Annotated in this window: 14 protein-coding genes; 3 read left to right on the top strand and 11 right to left on the bottom strand. The window is 54.6% G+C overall.

Annotation, left to right across the window (positions count from 1 at the left end):
- Nucleotides 1-283: 283 nt before the first annotated feature.
- Nucleotides 284-1027, top strand: coding sequence for a BON domain-containing protein (locus tag DTL42_RS27065; RefSeq protein ID WP_114367402.1), 744 nt, complete (start codon nt 284-286; stop codon nt 1025-1027).
- Nucleotides 1028-2045: 1018 nt separating this feature from the next.
- Here the strand turns inward: DTL42_RS27065 and DTL42_RS04095 are convergent.
- The 11 genes from DTL42_RS04095 to DTL42_RS04045 form a co-directional block, all read right to left on the bottom strand.
- Nucleotides 2046-5810, bottom strand: a complete 3765-nt coding sequence (locus DTL42_RS04095; RefSeq protein ID WP_158545225.1) for a secretin N-terminal domain-containing protein — start codon at nt 5808-5810, stop codon at nt 2046-2048.
- Nucleotides 5811-6088: 278 nt separating this feature from the next.
- Nucleotides 6089-7270 carry a cadherin repeat domain-containing protein gene (locus DTL42_RS04090; protein ID WP_114367400.1) on the bottom strand — a complete coding sequence of 394 codons (1182 nt, stop codon included), beginning with the start codon at nt 7268-7270 and terminating at the stop codon, nt 6089-6091.
- Nucleotides 7267-8958 carry a type IV pilus biogenesis protein PilM gene (pilM, locus tag DTL42_RS04085; RefSeq protein WP_114367399.1) on the bottom strand — a complete coding sequence of 564 codons (1692 nt, stop codon included), beginning with the start codon at nt 8956-8958 and terminating at the stop codon, nt 7267-7269. The genes DTL42_RS04090 and pilM overlap by 4 nt, the downstream gene beginning before the upstream one ends.
- A gap of 63 nt (nt 8959-9021) precedes the next feature.
- A complete protein-coding gene (locus DTL42_RS04080) occupies nt 9022-10602 on the bottom strand; it encodes a general secretion pathway protein GspK (RefSeq protein WP_114367398.1) in 1581 nt (526 codons plus the stop codon).
- The gene (locus DTL42_RS04075) at nt 10599-11594 is read right to left on the bottom strand and encodes a PulJ/GspJ family protein (protein ID WP_114367397.1); all 996 of its coding nucleotides are present in this window, start codon (nt 11592-11594) and stop codon (nt 10599-10601) included. The genes DTL42_RS04080 and DTL42_RS04075 overlap by 4 nt, the downstream gene beginning before the upstream one ends.
- A complete protein-coding gene (locus DTL42_RS04070) occupies nt 11594-12085 on the bottom strand; it encodes a type IV pilus modification PilV family protein (protein ID WP_114367396.1) in 492 nt (163 codons plus the stop codon). Before DTL42_RS04070 ends, DTL42_RS04075 begins: the two co-directional genes overlap by 1 nt.
- 2 nt (nt 12086-12087) lie before the next feature.
- Nucleotides 12088-12744 carry a prepilin-type N-terminal cleavage/methylation domain-containing protein gene (locus DTL42_RS04065; RefSeq protein ID WP_158545224.1) on the bottom strand — a complete coding sequence of 219 codons (657 nt, stop codon included), beginning with the start codon at nt 12742-12744 and terminating at the stop codon, nt 12088-12090.
- 104 nt (nt 12745-12848) lie between these two features.
- A complete protein-coding gene (gene gspG / locus DTL42_RS04060; RefSeq protein WP_114367394.1) occupies nt 12849-13259 on the bottom strand; it encodes a type II secretion system major pseudopilin GspG in 411 nt (136 codons plus the stop codon).
- A 70-nt stretch (nt 13260-13329) separates the two neighbouring features.
- On the bottom strand, nt 13330-14535 hold the full coding sequence (locus DTL42_RS04055) for a type II secretion system F family protein (RefSeq protein WP_114367393.1): 1206 nt from the start codon (nt 14533-14535) through the stop codon (nt 13330-13332).
- 45 nt (nt 14536-14580) lie between these two features.
- On the bottom strand, nt 14581-16305 hold the full coding sequence (locus tag DTL42_RS04050; RefSeq protein WP_114367392.1) for a GspE/PulE family protein: 1725 nt from the start codon (nt 16303-16305) through the stop codon (nt 14581-14583).
- 284 nt (nt 16306-16589) lie between these two features.
- Entirely contained in the window at nt 16590-17348 is a 759-nt protein-coding gene (locus tag DTL42_RS04045; RefSeq protein ID WP_158545223.1) for a hypothetical protein, read from the bottom strand.
- A gap of 422 nt (nt 17349-17770) precedes the next feature.
- Here DTL42_RS04045 and DTL42_RS26195 point away from each other — a divergent pair, with 422 nt between their 5' ends.
- Together DTL42_RS26195 and DTL42_RS04030 are read left to right on the top strand one after the other, a co-directional pair.
- The gene (locus DTL42_RS26195; protein ID WP_158545222.1) at nt 17771-18040 is read left to right on the top strand and encodes a hypothetical protein; all 270 of its coding nucleotides are present in this window, start codon (nt 17771-17773) and stop codon (nt 18038-18040) included.
- Nucleotides 18013-19218 carry a hypothetical protein gene (locus DTL42_RS04030; protein ID WP_158545221.1) on the top strand — a complete coding sequence of 402 codons (1206 nt, stop codon included), beginning with the start codon at nt 18013-18015 and terminating at the stop codon, nt 19216-19218. Before DTL42_RS26195 ends, DTL42_RS04030 begins: the two co-directional genes overlap by 28 nt.
- Nucleotides 19219-19791 lie beyond the last annotated feature (573 nt).

The following is a 19791-nucleotide window of genomic DNA, read 5'->3' as shown; positions in this document are numbered from 1 at the left end:
CATTACCCGGCTTGGTCAGGCAAAGTTTCAAGATTGTAACGGAATATTCGCCTGGAGAACCCCTACCTGGTAGCAGAATGTTGCCACTTGCAAGCATTGTATTGCCCAACACGATAAGACCACTCAATCCGGGCCTGGTTAGCCGATGGTATAGATCAACCCATCCTTTGCCGACCGCATGAAATTCTCTTGGTATCTGCAGAGAAGTCCGCAATAATGGGGTACAGAGAAATCAATGCGCGGTTACCAAATTTGAAGATTGCTCGCCAAGGACGAGAAAACCATGCGCAAGAACTGGATTGCCGGGATCTGTGTCGCCCTACTTGGTTCCCTTAGCTGGGGTGCTGGGAATATCGCTGCGCAAACGATTCAGCAGCCAAGCAGTAGTTTTGGGACGAATTCCAATAGCAACCTGGGCGGATCGATCACTCCTGGGTCGAACATGTTCTCGTCCCCGTTGCCTACCCCAACATTCGGCAACGGCTCCATCTCTAGTGGTTCAAGCTCGGCGAGTGGAAACTTTGGTGGATCCTCTGGAGGTTCGGGATCTGCGGGGGTCTCCAACGGTGGGACATCGATGATGTCTCAAAACGCACTCAATCCGTTTGGAGGAGGTGGAGGTACTACGGGATCCATCGGCGGCATGACAAACGGGCTTGGTAGCCGCAGCACGTCGCGAAGCAGCTTCGGCCAGTTTGGTGGCTTCAACAGTATGTTTGGGAATCAGGCTTTCCAAAATGGCTTTGGGCAAAACGATAAGGCTCGTTTGCCCACGCGATTAGCCATTAAGTTTAAGCACCCCTCGATTCCGATCTCTGTCGTCAACGGCGACATCAGCCGACGCGTTAGCAAGGTTGCCAAGTTCCCTAACGTGACCGTGATTGTGGAAGGCCGTGTGGCCACGGTGACGGGGTCTGTGGCATCTGAAGATGATTTTGAACTCGTTGACCGGTTTGTGTCACTTGAGCCTGGTGTGTCTGAGGTTGATAACCAGGTTGTTGTCCTGGAACCGAGCCAGGAGCAATAGTCAAGCTCTGCCGACTGGGTAACGAGCTTCCGTTAGACAAGTAATCGCTATACTTCGCGGAACTGGTAAAGTCTGGCCGGAAGCTTTGCATGTTGATCCCTGGTTTCAGCTGCATCGATTGCGGGGCCCGGCTCTTAAACGGACCCGCATTGTTGATCGCTTGTTGCTGCTCCATCAGTGGCCGTGGGTAGCGCTCGAACGTGTTTGCCGGCTGTTGGACAGCGGGCACGTTTGCTTTGGTGGAGCTTGTGCGCGGCGACTGGGTTGGCAGTGCCGAGTTACGCAGGCTATCTTGAACCGATGTTGGCAAAGTAATTGTCGTCGTGCGAAGTTTCGACTGGTTCTCTGACGGTTCGTTTTGCAGGCCTGCCGGCGTATACGATTTGCGCTGATAGGTTACCTGAGCCACATCGGGCGGCAACTGATCGCTGGGGCTAGGTGACCAATTTTGCTGCAAGTCTTGGTTGGGCCGCTTGACGATGCCTGGCAATGCTTGGGTGGTCTGTTCCCCCATCAGCACTTGGCCTGCGGATGTACGGAAGAAGGGAGCCAAAGTGATTTCCTTCTGGTCGCCACCCACTCGATCCCAAGGAACCCAAAAACTATACGAGTGTCCCAGCTTGGACATGCTGTAGTGCGTTTGCAGCTTATCTGCCTCGAAGATAAACTTGCGATCAGGGCGTTCTGGGTCGGCTTCTCCAGGACGCGAATCATCGTAACCGTACACGGTTAGTTGGCCTTCAACGCGGACCGGACGGTTCGATTCGTCGTAAAAGTGAACCCGCCCGCCAAAGCCGCGTACCGCAGGATCGTTCGGATTGTACCGAATGGTGTCCTTCCAGTTGACGACCATTTTAATGGGCAGCTTATATTCTGGTTCATCGTTTTCCCAAGGCATCTTGGGCATTTTGCCTAGCGATGTGCAACCACTTGCAGAGAGGATCGTGAGGCAAAACAAGCAAATCGCGATGGTGATACGTCGCATGGTATTGTGTCTCCTTTTGTTTTCCCTGGGGCACTAGCGAACCGGTTGCTGTTGTTGAGGAGCCTGCGGAGCATAGTAGCTCTGCTGTGGCTGAGCTTGCGGTTGCATTGCCGGGTAGGAGCGTTGTTGGTAATCAACCGGACGCACGCCAGCCGCTTCCATGTTGACAGGTCGCAAGGCGGAACCGTTCTGCTGGAAAGCGGGGATGTTCGACTGACGAGCACCTTGCGGCTGCATCTGAGGAGGCATTTGCTGCCGCATCGGTGGCTGTGGCAAGTGTTCAGGGAAAGGAATAACTGGGTTCTGCGGTCCCGCAGGTGGCATTTGGTAAAGCGGTGGCACGACGTTCGGGAAGCCCGTTGGATTTTCATCCGGGTTGATTGCCATGATACCGGCGTCCATGGGCATCGATTGGTCAAGACCGCGTAAGGCTTCCGTTCCGTACAAATTGGCCACGTCTGCCAAGCACCAACTCATGCGGCACATTTCCTGCTCTTTCAGGTATTCTGCATCGGCTTCCGTTCGCACCACGATCGGCGTGATGATGATCAGCAACTCACTTCGTGCCGAGTTGTATTTGTCGTAACGGAAGAAGCGACCCAAGAGCGGAATATCGCCGATCAGCGGAACTTGGCGGTTTTCGACTTCCACTGCGTTGTTGATCAAACCACCGAAGACGATCGTCTGTCCCGAGCGGGCACTCACCACGGCGGTTGCTGTTTGGGTATCGATACGTGGTGAACGGATCACGTCGCCGTTCTGGTTGATCGAAACAGGCACGCCGTCCGCATCCGAGCCTGTGGCCGAACGTTCGGCTTGCAGTGCCATCACGACCATGCCGTCGGGGCTAACGCGTGGTGTCACGCTGAGGATGATCCCGGTGTTGATTAACTCAGTCGAGTTGATCGTACCGTTATTGGTTTGCTGCGTGGAGGTGATATAAGGAACACGTTGACCAACCTGAATAAAGCCAGGCTGATTGTCCATGGTTTGAATATGTGGACGAGCGAGCACCTCCAGTCGGCTTTCTTGTTCTAAGGCTCGTACCAGCACGCTTACCGATTCGCTGGCCGCCGAGAATACAAAACCGCCATACCCAAGTTCACTGGTTCGTCCCAAAGCGAAGTTGGTCAAACCTTGCGAACCGACTGCACCAGCTGTCGCCAGACTAGCTGCACTCGAGCTATTGCCAAGGGGTGGGTTATTGAAGTTGAAGCCGGGAACTGAAGTACCGCTGGAAACAACGCTTCGATCAAACAGAAGCGAGTCCTGCAAGCCAAGTTCGATTCCGAATTCTTCCGTGTCGTTCAAACGAACGTCGGCGATCAGCACTTGCAGCATCACCATCGGTGGCCGGGCATCCAGTTCGCGGATGATTTCCAGCACCTGGTCGAAGTATTGCGGGGTCGCACTGATGATTAAGCTATTGCTGAACAGTTCTGGCACGACGATCACGTCACGCACCAATTGTTGGAACGGGCTGACCACCGAGGGATCGAGCGTTTGCAATTGTCGTTGTTCATCGAGCAACGCCGTCAACGATTCGGCGACCATGTCGGCCCGAGCATTGAGCAAACGAACCACAGTGCTCTTGCGTTCGGTCGCTTCGTCTTGATCCAAGCGAAGCAAGATCGCTTCCACCACGGTCAGGGCAGAGGACGAACCGGAGGCAATGATACTATTGGTACGGGTATCGACGGTGAAGTTCAACGGAATCAGGCTCGATTCGCCTGATCCACCCAAACCACCACCCGCTGCGGCGAAGAAGGGATTGGCTTGTTGAGCTTGACTGTTAGACGACTGAACGGTTTGGAACAGTTCGTTCAGCATGTTGGAAAGCTGGGTCGCATCGCCGTTGATGATCGTGAAGACCTTGATCTGCGATTCGGCGGAAGGTTGCGAATCGAGATGCTTTACCACGGCCAGAACCAGCGGCATGCTGTTTTCCGGGGCACGAATGATCAGGCTATTCGAGCGAACATCCGCAGTGACCAGCACTTCGTTCAAAATACCGGAACGCAGGACTTGTTTGCTTTCCGCATCTAGCGTCATAAACGTTAGCATCGCGATTCGCACGGCGGCACTCACTTGCCGTCCACCTTGCTGGTTGCCACCTTGGGTGGTAACGCCGGTAATCGCTTCCTGCAAAACGGGAGCCAAGTCTTCAGCCACCGAGTTGTTAAGCTGCACGATTTCAAGTTGCAAAGTCGAATCGCTTTTGGGGATATCGATTTGCTTGATGAGTGCTTCGATTTCGATCATGTCGCGGGGGCTGGCAGCGACGATGACCGCGTTGCTACGGTTATCGGCAATCACACGAATACGCGTGGCCAGGCCGGTTGGGTCGGTATAGAACTCGTTGAGTTGCGTTTGGGCATCCGAAGCAGCAAGATGCGAGAGCAGGAAAACCCGCATTCCCTTGGAGGGACCAACCGGCATATCCAGTTCGTCGATCAGTTCCAGGATGCCTTGCACGCTTTGCTCGCGACCAATCAACAAAATCGCGTTTGGCTTGTTCAGGGCAACGATGCTGACCTGACCGTAACGCGTATTGAGCATGCTTTCGTATAGCTCGTTGATGATCGTGGCGACCGCTTCGCTGTTGGCGTGTAACAGTTCGCGAACTTCGATCACAGGACGAGTTTCGACACTTAGCTTTTCGATATCGTTGATGATTCGCGTGATACGAGCGACGTCGCGAGCATGACCGCGAACCACGATCACGTCCAAACCTTCCAAAAACTCGATCTGAACGGGGCCGATCAAGCCACCATCTTCTTCAGGCGTGATGGTGAACTGGGGGTTGTTGGGATCCGCTTCGGCGGGAATATCGATCGGTGCCTGACCGTTCGATTGACCAATGATCTGAGCGGCATTGTCGTCCTGTTCGGCAGCAGCTTCCGGAGATTCTGGCTGGAAGATCATCGCAGCCAGGTCGCCGCTCCAACGGAGGGACTTTTTATCGGCCACACCCTTCAGGGCTTCAAAAACCTGACGTTTGGCTAAGCTGTTTTCAGCATCCTTCAAAGGATCGAGTGCTTTGGCGACATCGGCTCGGTCGGCATTGCGGAAGGCGACGAGCGATGTGCGAAAGGCGTCGCTATGCGATGGGGTATCCATGGCGCGGATGACTTCGCCCCAGCTCCGAGCGGCATCTTGGGCACCCCGGAGGATGACGGTGTTATCGTTGCGATAGACCTGTAAGCTGACCTTCTTGGCCGTGTTGGTCGGCAAGGTCATGATCACAAGTGCCCCTTCAGCCGAGTAGCTGACAGGGATTTGCTTGCCAACCAGCTTGTTAATACCCGACTCGAGGGCTTCCCCTTTCAGGTTATTGAGTTGAATTTCCAACTCGATCATGCCGTCGCCCAAGTCCTTGGTGCGCTGGTACTTGGCGGCCTGACTAGCAGGTTTGACTTTAGAAGTTGGAGCAGGGGTAGGAGCAGGGGCCGGCTGCGGACGAACGCGGACTTCGGCCTGTTCCATGGTGGTTGGCTGCGGCGTAACAACCGGCGAGCCAACCTGGTAGCCAGAGCGATTGACGAATTCCGCAATCTGCAGCTGAGTGGCAGCCGGTGCGGAAACGATCATTTGGTTACTGCTGGGGTCGGTGCTAATCGAAACACCAGACTTCGCATCAAACAACTGTTTGAGAACGCTGGACAGGTTATCCAACTTCTCGGGCGCTATGCGATAGGCTTGAATCTGAGTCTCCTGAGGGGGCGTTTGAGCCCACGCAGGAACGCACAGCATGCCACAGAGCATCACAACAAAGGTGTGAGCCAGGGTTTGGGTCATAAGTCTTCGACCGTAGGGGCTGATCATCCGTCGTCCTCTCTTCCATGGCGCAGCTGAAATTAGCTGAATTACCGCGCACGTCGCACTACATGGAATATTCGGTAGGTGGGGTTTAACCCCTACACCGATTTCAACCGCTACAGACGATAAATCTTCGCGCGGTGTTAGACTTTGACGGCTAGAGAAAGCCCGTAGAAAGCGAAAGGCCAATAGCTAGCTATTGGCCTAAAGGGTTTTTCAAGCGTATTGGGCGCGCTGCAAAGTTTTCGCTCAAGACTTTAAGAGGGCCCCATGGGAAGGGCGTCGGCCAAGGGTTGCCCGATTGATAGCAAGCGCAGATCTCCTTCGATTTCGATCACCACTTCACGATCGCGAACATCAACCACCTTCCCTTTGAGGGTACCGATCGTAAACGTTTCGCCAGGGGCGAGCCGCAATTGGCGGTTCTTCGGGCGGTTGTTAAGCCAAGCACGCGGCTGGCCTCCCACCGTAACGGTGCCGGTCAGGAACGTATATTTGGCTTCGTCAAATGAAGGGGGACTGACGCTTGGTTCTTCCGGTGGCGGAGGATCCTTCACATTAATGACAAGTTCCTGAGTCGTCGATTTGGCAGGGGTTCGGCTGTCGCGGGCTTCGATTGTCACCTTGAACTCGCCCAATTCCGACGGCGTCCATTTAAGCGATCCGCTTTCGCTTAGTTCGAGACCAGCCGGAGGGTTCTCGCCAAGATAGAAGCTCACTTTGTCGTCTTTGTCTGGGTCGCTGGCACTCACGCGGTACTGGAAGGAATTGCCTAGTTCGGCATCGGCAGACGTATTTGAGGTAAACAATGGTGGCTTATTCGCAGGCGAGAAAAGATTGCGGCTGGCGATTTTGTCCAGGTAATCCTTTACGTTGCCGTGCGTCAATTGATTTAAGCGAACCGATTCCGGGTTAGGAACTTCGTTCGCTCCATCCACACTAAGGACGGCCACATCCATGGAAATGTCGAGTTTGTCGCTCGTCTTGGAAGGAAGGACGGTAAGCTTCGAGAACTTGTGCAGGACGTTGAACGAATAAAATTCGTACGTGAATTGCACTAATTCTTCCAGTGTCGCTTTGCCGGTCAGATTAAAGATATGTTGGCCATGATTGCCTGCCCGGCGAAAGCTGTTCGGTTTGACACTAACGTTGCTAAAACCATTGGCTTCCAAGGTTTCGCGTAGGCGGTCTTGGTAAAAAGCTTGGCTGGCGCGTATGCTTTCAGGCAGGGCGTGCTTTTGGTACGTATCGAGACGGCTCAAAGCTTTTTTGGCTTTGGTTTCTTTGACTTGCTCGTTTCGCAGACGTTTCGCCAAAGTATCGATTTGACGATCGCGATGCTTGACCGCGTCGAAATATTGGTTCATGAAGTAGAAGCCACCCACGCCCAACACTAGGACGCCAACCAAGATGGCTAGAAATCGTTCGCGTTGGCTCATGATTGGTCCTGGGGCTTGTTGGTGATGACTTCTGCTGTTTCGCTCGCTGGCATAGGGGCGATTTCTTCAGGTTGCTGAGGTTCTTCGGTGCTCACGGCTTCGGTTTCTCCGGCGCCGCTAACTTTGGGCTCGCTGGCTTCCGGTTCTGCTGGGGCCGGTTCTTTATCTGTGGATTGGTCGTCCGTGGATTGGCTCGACTCTGTTTCTTCCTCCGCAGCGGCGACCGGAGTATTGGTAAAGCGATCCGCTTCGTCGTCAACGACGGTGATGCTTTCTAGGAAGCTCCAGTGGTAAGCTCCGTCGCCATATTCTTCATACTTGCTTTCTTTGCCTTGCACGTGGTGGTAATCATCTCGTAGGCTTCCTTCCAGCTTGGCGATTACGGAATGGTCGGATACATAGCCGTTGAACGAGATCGTACCGCCGGCATCGGTGCGTGTGCCCATGTGAAGCTGTTTGATGATCGTTTCATCGGCGGATGGCATCTTGTCGGAAAGACGATAAAGCTCGTCCAACCACTGCACATCGGCGGCCACCCACTGGTCGATCTCGATGATTTGCTCTTCCACTTTCAACAGAGGTTCGTTCGATTTCTGAACCTTGGCGATTTCGGCTTTAAGCTCGGCGATGCGAGCATCTTTCGCGCCGATGCTGCTCCAGATTGCGTAGCCTGCCACTAAAACCACACAAGCGGCTGCTAAGGCCGCGAGGACATAAGTCCGGCGACGATCAGGGGCCTCGGGCTTTTTACGCGGGTTAAGGAAGTCGATTGAAGGGTGCGTTCCGGTTGAGTCCGCCAACAGAAGCCCGACTAACGCGCCGAGTTGGCAGGCCGTTTCCGGCAGAACTTCCACGCTGGTGGTGACATGCTCGGCAGCAAGAGGGTTGAGGAACTCAACCGCGCACTTCACGTCTCGTCCGAATTCCTGCCACTGAGCTTGACCTGCCGGTTGTCCCAAGATCACGATTTGGGCAATCGCGACCGAATCGTCTTTGGTTCGGGCGGCGAAAATTGTCCGGCGAATTTCACCTTGCAGGGTTTTCAGGAACTCGTCGGTATTTGTTTCGCCAGGGACACGTGTCGAGCGAGTCAGGACGACTTCGTTTTGATGAACGACGGTCAGTTCGACTCGATCAACGAGCGTTTCCACTAAAAGAAACGTTTGCCCCGCGAGGTTCGATTGGCTGGCCGCCAGGCGGGCCGCACCAAACGGACGAATGTAAAAACTTTGCGGTTGAATTTGGGCTTGATTGCAGAGCTTGTGGCAAGCTTTGAGCTGCTTGGCCGAAATCGCGGCGGCGAGAACGCGCGATTGACCATCTTTCGTCATGGGAAGTCGCACAAAGTCGACAACCCCATCGTCCCCGACATTGGCACATTCACGAATCGCCTGAAAGCGAACGATGTCGGGAAGTTCTGCTTCGGGAACCGGTGGTACCGAGAAGACCTGGAGTTCAATCGAAGCTCGATTGATGCCCAAAATGGCTGGCAGTTTGTTCAGCCCAAAGCTGGCGACTTGTTCGGTCAGCAAACGCCCGGCGCGTGCTTCCACCGAGTCGAGTCCTTCGCCTGCGGCACTCAGTGGTACCACAATCGCTTGGTCGACGGTAATGCTCGAGCCACGTTGGCGGGCGACCACCATCCGCAGTGCTTGCGAGTCCCATTCAATTGCGAGTTTCTTTGCCATATTGCTATTGTATTTCGCCTAGGCTGATACCGGGGACGAAAATTGTCCCTTTGTCAGCGGAAATCAATTGATTTGTCCGTCATCTAATCCTAATTCGACCCCCAGAACTTCTAGGGGATGTCCTCGCCCGAGTTCTGTCATGTCGCGCCATAGCATCACTTTGGGCTGAGGTTGGGTGGCGTCCAAGACAACCTCGTGGCGGCTGAAGGCCTTGCCGTCCTCGAAATAGCCAACGACCTGGGCCCGGTAAACATCTCCTCCGCCACAAATAAAGGGGGAGAGGGTCTTCATTTGTTCGAGCGTGACAATGCCTTGGGTGAGGATCCAGGTTTCGTGTCGGGTAATTGGGTTTTCTGGATCGGGCGTGGGGATTCGCTGTTCGAGAATCTGAGAGACGATACTCTCTTCCATGCCAGGGATTCCCAGCAAGATTTCGTATGGGGCCTGATTGATGTTGATCCGACCAGGAATCACCGGCGAAGGGTTGATCGTCATGTTGTCCATCAATTCAGGGAGATAGATATTCATGGCGACCACACTGTCTTCGAAGGGGGACTTCAACGTTCCGTTGGGTACCGAAACAGAAGCCCCAATCAAATCGAGCATGTTCGCAATTTGTGTCTTCGCCGGCTGAGTCAGATCGAGCTGAACCGACGAGACCGATTGCCCGCCACTATTGCCTCCGCTGGAATTGCTCGAGCTTCCGTAAAGGCGATACGCACAGATGAAGTCTGCGTATTCGACCGGAAAGATGGCACTGATGTTGCTATGCAACGTTTGCAGATTTTCTTCGTTCAAGAAAATCTTCGGCTGGCCGGTTGTCGAGTAGTTTTTCTCCATGCTGACAAGGGTCATATAGGAAGACCAACCCAGGTCAGGCACCATCGAAAGCATCTCGGTTTCCGCTTGGTCGGTATTGGCACTGGTGGCCCATTCGTGCTCGTCGACAAGCCCGTTCCGATTGGTGTCGCGACCGAAGAGCAATTCCGGCATGACCCCTTTCACAAGCAGCAACTCTTCCACCGTTTCCAGCGGGCCGTTCTTCGGATTGTAAGGAGGATCGAGCGTGTTGTAGTAGTCGTACTCGGCCCCGTAGGGACGTGTTTCGTCGTCTTCGTCCAGGTAGTCCAAAATGCAATCGGCGATATCTTCCGTCATGCCAGGCAGGGCCAGTAAAAGCGTTTTACCAGCGCCTTCCGATTGTTGTTCCATCATCAACAGGGCATTCAAGTTGACACGACTCGATTCGTCTTCCAAGCCAAAACGGATTCCTTCGATCGATCCATCGGCATTAAGGGCCGGGGCGAGAATCGAAAACCGTCCACGCGCTTCTGCATCGGCATCGGGATGAACCAAGATGCCCCGCATGATGTCGGGGTTGTCGTAAATGCCCCCTTGGGCTTCGATCAGTTCTTGTTCTTGCTCAAGGAAGACAGATAACATGGCCACGCCACTTTCGGCGACGTTGCGGGCTTGGATTTGGCGGCCGGTTAAATGGGCGGCTTTGTTTTCCACGAACATCAGTTCCGTGAAAGCGAACGCCGATAGGGTGATCATTACGACCACGACCAGCACCACAAACAGCACTACGCCACGGCGTCGCGCGGGAAAACGACCAGAACAGGGAAGGGGAGAACGCATCATAACGGCAGATCTCCATCAGCGGTCAGGTCGGTCGTTTCCTCTTCTTCTTCGTACGGCTTGGCAATGGGAATACGAATCAAACGGCGATAAACCTTGCCCATCGCGTTGCCGTTTTCATCGGTCGGAAGGTCGGCCATGTTCCCCGACAGCAAGGCTTGTGTCGTTTGATGATCGCGAATGGAAATCATGACGTCGACCGCCATGGGAAGGCCCCCCATCTCCTCCGAGTTCCACTCGTCGAACCAACCTACGCCGTCATAGTAACGGAACGCCAAGAGGGAAACCTCGGGTGCCAGGATTTCTGCCGAAGCATCAAGATTGGCCGTGTTGCCGTTGTTCATCGCATACTGGGTCACTGCCCGGTCGAGCTCGCGGCGGACCAAGCCGAACTGCTCTTCCGTGACTCCGGCATCCCCAACCACCCCATGCCCCAAGGACGAACTGCCAGGCTGCATTAAGAAGTAGGTGACCGTTTTAATATCGCTGGGGATATCGCTAAGCGAGCGACTCAGAATGCTTTGGTATTGCGGATCGTATTCGTCGATGCGAGGAACGCGGCTGATATCAACTTGCAACTCCATGGAGTTGCCATACAATCCGATCGTGGTGGGCAAGACACTCGATGCGGCAATGTCTTCAGTAGCCGAACCGGTCAATGCGCCGGCTGCCATGGTGGGATCGATCCCGGCCGAGGATGCCATCGAACTGATATCGGCCGAACCACTCGCCACCGAACTGGCGGCTAAATCTTGGACGGCGGTGAAATCAATCTCTTGCTTCCAGATGGCGCTGCGGAGGTCGGTTTCGATCGTCCGCATGATGGCCCGCGCGAGTTGGGCTTGTTCGATACTATCTTTGCTGGCATCAACGCGGAACAAAAAAAACTGAATCGCCCCGCCCACGGCAAACATCACGATGACCGACAATCCAGAGGCCAGCATGACTTCGAGCAACGTGAACCCGGCGCGGGTTGAAGAGGTTGACGCACGCATTAAAAGGCTCCTTCCGTTGTCGATTCCGTAGGAATACCACCACTGGAATCGGGAAGCTCTTCGGTAATCAGCGCCGGATCTCGCATCCAACGTACCAGTTGAAAAGCATCACTTTGCGCCGCACTGAAAGCTTTGGCCCGACGAACTTGGACCATCATCATGATCAGCCCTTCGACCGGGGCAGGTTCCCAGTTAATGCTGTAGACCCACTCGGTATCTTCTTCCACCGTAAAAGTATTTAGGTCGGTCATCATGCTGATATTGCGATCGACCACAGGATCGGGCTGGATCAACCCCAGCGAGATCCCTTCCATCACGGTTTCTGCCAGCATGTGGGCTTCGCTGAGCCCTTGCGATTGGCGGGCGCTCCGAAAGCCGAGGCTGACCAATTGCCCGAGCATGACCAACGACATCGATAAGACGGCCAAGGCCAGCATGACTTCGATCAAGGAAAACGCGCGACGTTGGTTTTTCTGGCGGGGCGATGTCATGGTCACTCTCCTGCGTTGGCGAGTTCAGGTTCGACAATCCGCGCGACGCCAGTCAGGCCACGTAATTTGATCGAGGTGATCGTACCTCCGTCGCTTTTCAGGTAGAGCAACGCATTCGAGGTGGTACCGTCCGGATAAAACAAAATCGGTGTCGACCAGCCAGAAACAGTCAGGTCCCCCCCTTGCTCTTGGGCCAACGTGTAGCTGCGCATGTCGGTTTCGACATCGTTGGAGAGGAAGACAATCCCTTCCTCTAACGTCTTGCTGACCTTTTCCTGCTCGGCAGACTCCAGCACTAAGTTGGAAACTCCGACGCCTTGGCTGGTGCCGGCCAAATTGTTTTCCAACTCGTCACTGCTTTGTAGAAAGGGTGCAACGGTAAAGTTGCCGGTGTCAGGCTGATAGCGGAACATCCGAATCCGGCCTGACTCCATTGCATCGACACGAGCCCGCATGAATTCGGTTTGCACGCGTTCCGCAGAAACCTTGAGGCGGTGCCCTTTCAGGGCATTAAAGATGGCCGGCATACCGAGGCCAATCATGGCTGCCAGAATGACCAGGACCAGTAAGATTTCTAGCAAGGTAAACGCGTATCGCTCACGCCCGGCGGCAAGCCGAGGTGTCCGAGAGGTTTCGGTAAGAGCGAACGTGAAAACCACGAGAAGAATCCTATCAACTTACAAAGCGGGGTGCCAAGTCTTGCTACGCTGCCCAAATTGCATCGCAGAAAACGTGGCACCCACGGGTTAGCAAACGACTAAGCTTAGCCGTTGATGTCGTCGTCGGTACCGCTGGCACCATCCGGACCCATCGACCAAACCTTGTAGGTCGCGCCGGTGACTTCGTATTGGTATTCGTTATCCCACGGGTCGATTGGCATGGTGTCTTTTTCCCAGTAAGGGCCCTTCCACTTGCCGTTCTTGTCGTCGGAAGGCTGGGAGATCAAGTTTTCGAGCGTGGCGGGGGGCTTGTTCATGTCCAACTGATAAACCTGCACGGCGTTGTCGATCAAACCGACCTGCGATTTGGCAGCGTTGACCAAGGCCGTTTTCTGCATGTTGAAGTAAGACACACCGGCCAGCGAGCCCAAGATCACGAGAATCACAAGCACCAGCAAAACTTCGATGAGCGTAAAACCCGCAGCGGGACGGCGATGTCGTCGAATACGAGACATGAAAATAATACTCCTTTGACAATTGTGGGTGTGTTGTTTTTGTATGTGTTTTTTGTTTTTGAAACCGTGATTACAGCGAAGCACTCATGCGGAAGACCGGCAGCAGCAACGCGATCACCACCACCAGCACGACACCGGCCATGACTAGCAGCATGAGCGGTTCTAACAAACGAACCGCCAAATCAAGCCGACGGGATGTTCTTCGTTCTAGCCCGTCTGCAATTTCAACTAGTACGCGATCAAGCGAGTTGGATTCTTCGGCCACGCTGATCATTTCCACCACCGTTTTCGGAAAATAGCCAGAGCTACCTAAGGGGGAGGCTAATGATTCACCGGAGGAAATGTTGTCCGAGGCGTTCTCGATGGCGGTCGACAAAATACGATTACCAGCAGCCTGGCGGCTGATTTCCAGGGCTCGCAAAATGGGGACACCATTTTTGAGCATCGTACCTAGCACGCGACAAAACCGAGCCACGGCCAAGTCCAGCATAATGCTGCCCAAGAGGGGAACTTTGATCTTAAAGTAGTCGAAACGTCGCTTGCCGGTCTCGGTCTGTAACTGCGTTCGCAGATAGAAAAACAAGAGGACAAGCCCTATTACAATAAACAATCCATAGCTGTTCAAGGTTCCGCTAAACCACAACAACCAGTCGGTAATTGGCGGAAGTTGTCCTCGTTCGCGTAGGCGAGCGAACATTTCCTCGAAGCTAGGCACGAAGAAAACCAGCAGGAACGTTAAGATGCCCGTTCCGACCACCGCCAGGAAAAACGGATAGGCTAGGGCACTGACGGTACGCCCTTTAAGGTCTTCTTGCTCTTCGGTGAACGATGCGACGCGTTCCAGTGCATCTTCCAGGAAGCCACCCTCAGCCCCTGCTTTGACCATGTTGATTGCCATGTCGTTGAACGCTCTAGGGTGACGTGCCATGGCCGCGTCGAGGGCTTCCCCTTCTTCAACGCGATTACGAATGTCTTCCAGAACCGTTTTCAGGGCCTCGTTCGAGGCTTGATCGTGCAGCACGTTCAAAGACCGCATCAGCGGCACGCCACTGCGTACGAGCGAGGCCAACTGGGCGTAGAATGTCGCGGCCAGCTGAGGGCTGACCTTCTTGCCACCAAACTGAAAACGATTTCCCTTCTTTTCCTGCTTAACCTCGATCGGGAACAGTGACTTCGCCATGAGCGAATTCAAGACGTCCCCTTCTGACTGCGCAGTCAGCTTCCCGGAGACTTTTTGTCCCTGCAGATTTCGGGCGACATAAGCGAAGTCAGGCATGATCTTTGAATAGATTGAGTAGGAGTGACGAGGGATAGTTTATTCTTATTTGCGGCCACCGGCGTTATCACTCTTGGTGACACGCAAGATTTCTTCCACGGAAGTCTGACCCCCGATCGCTTTTCGCCAGCCATATTGTCTTAGCGTAGGCATGCCTTGCTTCATCGCGGCTTGCTTGATTTCCCAGCTACTGACGTTGTCGTGCACCATTTGACGCAAATCTTCGGTGGTGGTCAGCAATTCGTAAATGCCCATTCGCCCGGTGTAACCGACGCCACGGCATTTGCGACAGCCAACGGGGTGGAATAACCGTTTTTCATCTTGGTTTTGTAATTCGTCCCAGGGGAAGTCATCAGGAAGATCGGCGCGATGCACTTCGTGCGGTATTTTGCATTCGGGGCAAAGGCGACGCACCAAACGCTGGGCCATGACTCCTTCCACGGTGGAAGCAATCAGAAACGGTTCGACGCCCATGTCGACCATACGGGCAAACGCCCCGGCGGCGTCGTTGGTGTGCAGCGTGCTGAACACCAAGTGACCGGTTAGCGAAGCTTGAATCGCGTTTTCAGCTGTTTCCAAGTCACGAATTTCACCCACCAGGACGACGTCGGGGTCGTGACGCAAAATACTTCGCAGCGATGCGCTAAACGTTAGCCCGATCTTCGAGTGAACTTGGATCTGGTTGATCCCGTCGAGCTGATATTCGACCGGGTCTTCGGTGGTGATGATCTTGGTGGCTTCGTCCCGGATTTCCAGCAGCGAACTGTACAGTGTGGTCGTCTTACCAGAACCGGTCGGCCCGGTGACCAGGATAATACCGTGCGGTTGGCGAATGATTTTTTGGAACTGGGAATAAACGTCGACATCCATGCCTAGCTTTTGCAGGTCGAACGAGAGGTTTCCCTTGTCGAGAATACGCATCACGATACTCTCGCCGTGAATCATCGGGATGACCGACACACGCACGTCGATTTCGCGACCGCGGACTTTCAACTTCATGCGACCGTCTTGTGGCAGTCGCTTTTCGGCGATGTTTAGTCGCGACATGATCTTCAAACGGCTGATGATGGCCGCTTGAAAATAGTTGATCTCCGGCGGAACCGCTTGCGAGTGGAGCATACCGTCAATCCGGTAGCGAATCACGACGCTGTTGTTCGACTGGGTTTCGATGTGAACGTCGCTCGTGCGGGTCTCGATCGCTTCGAGCAAGATTTCATTCACCAGGCGAATAACCGATGCCTCTTGCTCGACCTCAGCCAGTTCGCCTCCCTCGTCGTCGAGGTCTTGCAGGAGTTCGACGTCTCCCCCGTCTTCTTCTTTGCGGGCCAACATCCCTTCGACCGTTTCGCCACCAACACCGAGGTTGGCTTTGATGAGCTTGGCGATTTCGCTGCGGCCAGCCAAAACCGGCTGCACGCTGAGCCCGGTCGCGGCGGCGACTTCGTCCAAGGGATAGAGATCGAAGGGGTCGCTCGTGGCGACGATGATGCACCCATTTTCGCGGCGGACCGGCAGCAGCGATTGGCGATAAATGAGCCGCTGCGGAATGCTGCGAATCAGGGCCGTGTCGATTTCGGTATGCGTTAGATCAATGAACTCGAGCCCGACGGCTTGGCCTAGGGCCTTCAGTGCGGCGTCTTCTTCGACGAAGGAGAGCTCAACCGCTTTGGGAATAAAGTCCGCACTTGATTCCTGCTCGTTACGGACGATGTCAGCCTGTTCCGGCGTTAGCAGTCCGCAGCTCAACAGAATTTCACCGGCATCGACCATGAAGAATTGTCACTACTAGGGGAGAGGTAGGGGGGAATATCAATCTAATCCAAGTTCACTTGGTACTATGCCCCCTTGGCGGGGTGTTTGTTTAGTTGTTCGTACCAGTCAAGTTGGTTTTAGCTTGCTAAGTATTAAACGTTTTGCAATGGGGATTTGTTTCGCTAATTTCCAAATCCGAACGTGAGTAGACCGATCTTAACGGATAACCCCTCGCCCGGAAGCCTGGCGAGGGGTTAGTGGTGCTTTAAATTCCCTAATAAAGGGAGCTAAGAAATTAAGTTTTAAATATCGCTGTTGTTGCCGCCCCGCGGGCCGCGTGGGCCGCGCTGACCACGTTGACCGCCGGGAGCTCCTGGGCCACGCTGCCCACCTGGACCACCCCGTTCGATGACCATTTCAAACGGTTCGCCGACCATCTTCTTCCATTTGGCTTGCTGCTCTGGAGTTAGCATTTTGACCAATTCGTCGTCGGCTTGCTTGCGAAGTTCGGCCACTTTCGCCCGCATTTCTTCTTGCAGTTGTTCCGCTTTGGCTTCTAGCTTTGCGATTTGGGCTTGATCGAGGCCCAATTCCGAGGCGATTTCGTCGCTGGTGATCGACAGGCCGCCACGTCCCCGAGCTTGTTGCTGGACTTGGATTTGCTTGAGGCGTTCCATTTGCTTGGGCATCAGGATCTTGGATAGCCCTTTTTCGGCATCTTCACGAGAGGAACGCAGCTTGTCGAACATCTCTTGGCGTTCTTCTTCGCTGGCACCACGCATGCCACGGAACATGTCCTGCATGCCATCCCGCATTTTGGCGGATAGGTCTTCAACATCTTCATTTTGAGAAGGAACAAGTTCGATTTCTTTCTGTACCGATTCGTTGGCCAACAGCGAGAAAAGATCGCTGCCCCCTCCAAAACCTCCCCCAAATCCGCCGCCGAAACCACCACCACCTGGTCCCCCACGGAAGCCACCGCCGCCAGGTCCTTGAGCCATGACCGAACTCGAGGCGAAGGCGATCGCCCCCGCACAAACCACCGCAAACAGTAATTTCATCGAAGCACCTTTTCAGAATAGTGAGGGGCACCGCCCCTTGAGAGAGGCGGGAAATGTGAACTTGGATATTCGCGTCCCCTGCAGCGGGAAAACTCCGAGTTGGGGGAGCGACGATAGATAAGGTCAACCATTTCGGCGGGACAAGGTTTCGCCGAATTTTGGGGCAGGGGGGGATATTCCTATTTTTTCTTCAGAATTACGCAATAGAGGCACAACCGCTCGTGGGAGTTAGGGGTTTAACGCTGGAGAAGTTTCGTGATTAAGCTGTAAGGTGCGTTTGTTTTTCAAACTAGCTAAATTTGGGTATCTGTTGATGAACTTCAGAAATTCGCTTCGCTTATCAATGGCTTGGGTGCTGATTTCGCTTGTCGGAATGATCGCTGAACCTGCCGTTGCGCAGGGACCTCCTGGGGGCGGATTTCGTGGACCAGGCGGGCCTGGCGGTGGCTTTCGCGGCCCAGGTGGCGATCGTGATTCAGGCGAAAGCCGTGGGGATCGTGGCGATCGAGGGTCCCGTGGTGGTTGGGGAGGTGATCGCGGTGACCGAGGCCGAGGTGGCGATGATCGGGGAAGTCGAGGTGGAGAAGAACGGGGCCGGGGGGGAGATGAGCGCTCGCGAGGCGGTTTTCCTGGCAACTTTGATCCAACCGCGATGCTTCGTCGCATGGACCGCAACGGAAACGGCCAGTTAGAGGGAGATGAGCTGGAAGGACGCGGAGGCGACTTCGTCAAACGGATCCTGGCAGGGACAGGCATGGAAAATAGCAGCAGCATTAAAATCGATGATGCTGGCCAAGCCATCCAAAAAGCTCGGGAAGCCCGCGAAAAAGGGATCGAATCGGCCAGTATGAGCTTTGGTGAATCGTCGGAAGTCGCTTTGGCTGTTGGATTTGATGCGGCTCCGCCGTTATCGACGAAAGCCTTGGAAGAGAAATACGGTAAGAGCGTGGTCGACAGCACCATGAGCATGCTGCAGCGTTATGATAAGAACAAAAACTACTACCTTGACGGTACCGAATGGAAAGATGTCCGCTGGTTTGGCGGTGATCCAACCACATTTGACAAAGACAAAGATGGCCGCCTTTCTATGGAAGAGCTGAGTGCTCGAACCGCCAGCACCGGGGGAGGAAGCGGCTCGTCTGACGGGCCAGCATCCCCCGATCGAAGCTCTCGGGGAGGAGATCGAGGTGACCGTGACAGTGGCGAAGAACGTGGTCGTGGTGGCTTCGGCAGTTTTGGCGGACGTGGAGGAAGGCCAGGCGGCTTTGGTGGAGGAGGCCCTGGTGGACCGGGCGGTTTCGGCGGCGGCCCAGGGGGAAGTCGCGGTGGCCGAGGTGGTTTTCCCGGATCTGGCGGTAACGATGAAGATCGTTTTAAGTCCATTGCTGAAATGCAGATGCGTCGATACGACGCAGACGGAAATGGGTTTGTCGAGGGAGACGAACTAGAAAAAGTTCGGGGCGGAAACATCCTTGATTTCGACAAAAACAACGATCGCAAGATCAGCCTTGATGAAATGGTTGAACGTATGAAAGGGTTTGCCCAGGGCGGCTTCGGTGGAATTGGTGGTGACCGCGGTAGTCGGGGAGATCGTGGAAGTCGTTCTTCTCGTGGTAGTGACCGCTCGTCATCCTCGGACACGGCGGCCAGCAAGCCGACGACCTATCGGTTTCTTTCGGCAACCGAGCGACTGCCCGAAGGTCTGCCCAGCTGGTTCATTCGCAGCGATGAGAACGAAGATGGCCAGATTATGATGCACGAATATAGCAGTTCGTGGAACGATGCCCGGGCTCTTGAATTCTCGGAGTACGACCTCAATAGCGACGGTATCATCACGGCTAAGGAATGCTTGGCCGTCGAGGGGCGATAGTTCCCTGGGGCGGTAGTACGGTAACGCCTAGCCCAGCCGATCTTTTACTGGGCTGGGTTATGGGCATCTGCCCCATTCTTTCTTGGGCGGCTGCTTCGCCCTGGCAATCAGAAAAGCCGTAGAGCACCTTTTGTTGTGCTGCTATGGCCTTTCCCGAGAACGTCTTGTGGCGATTCTTGCTTCCGTCGTCCGTGCTGACCAATGAAGGGGATAGCAACAGCGGCAGTTCATGACGCGTCGTTCTTGTTGGGGGAGAGAACCATTGCCTGGCCACTCTCCCTAGGGTGGAACGGCTGGGCAAATCGCACGACAAGACATGCTGACTGAGCAACGCTAAAGCGGAAATCGCGCCGTGGCCAAACCGCCTAAGGAGCGAAGAAGCTTTGAGCCGAGAAGGCATACGCAACGAGAACGCGAGGTGACGCGAGTAAAAGGCGAACCGACCAGGCTGGATGGTGAGTTGTAAGCCGCAAGTCGTGGGCAAGCTGATGAGCGTGCTCGCCACGAGCTTTGTGTTCTAGATGCTGGCTCAGGCTATCGAAATAAGCACTTCACCCATGGTTCCTGGGGCTT

The sequence above is a fragment of the Bremerella cremea genome (assembly GCF_003335505.1).
Taxonomy (GTDB): Bacteria; Planctomycetota; Planctomycetia; order Pirellulales; family Pirellulaceae; genus Bremerella; species Bremerella cremea_A.
The sequence above is the reverse complement of the archived record's forward strand: the minus strand, read 5'-3'. Positions and strand labels throughout refer to the sequence as shown.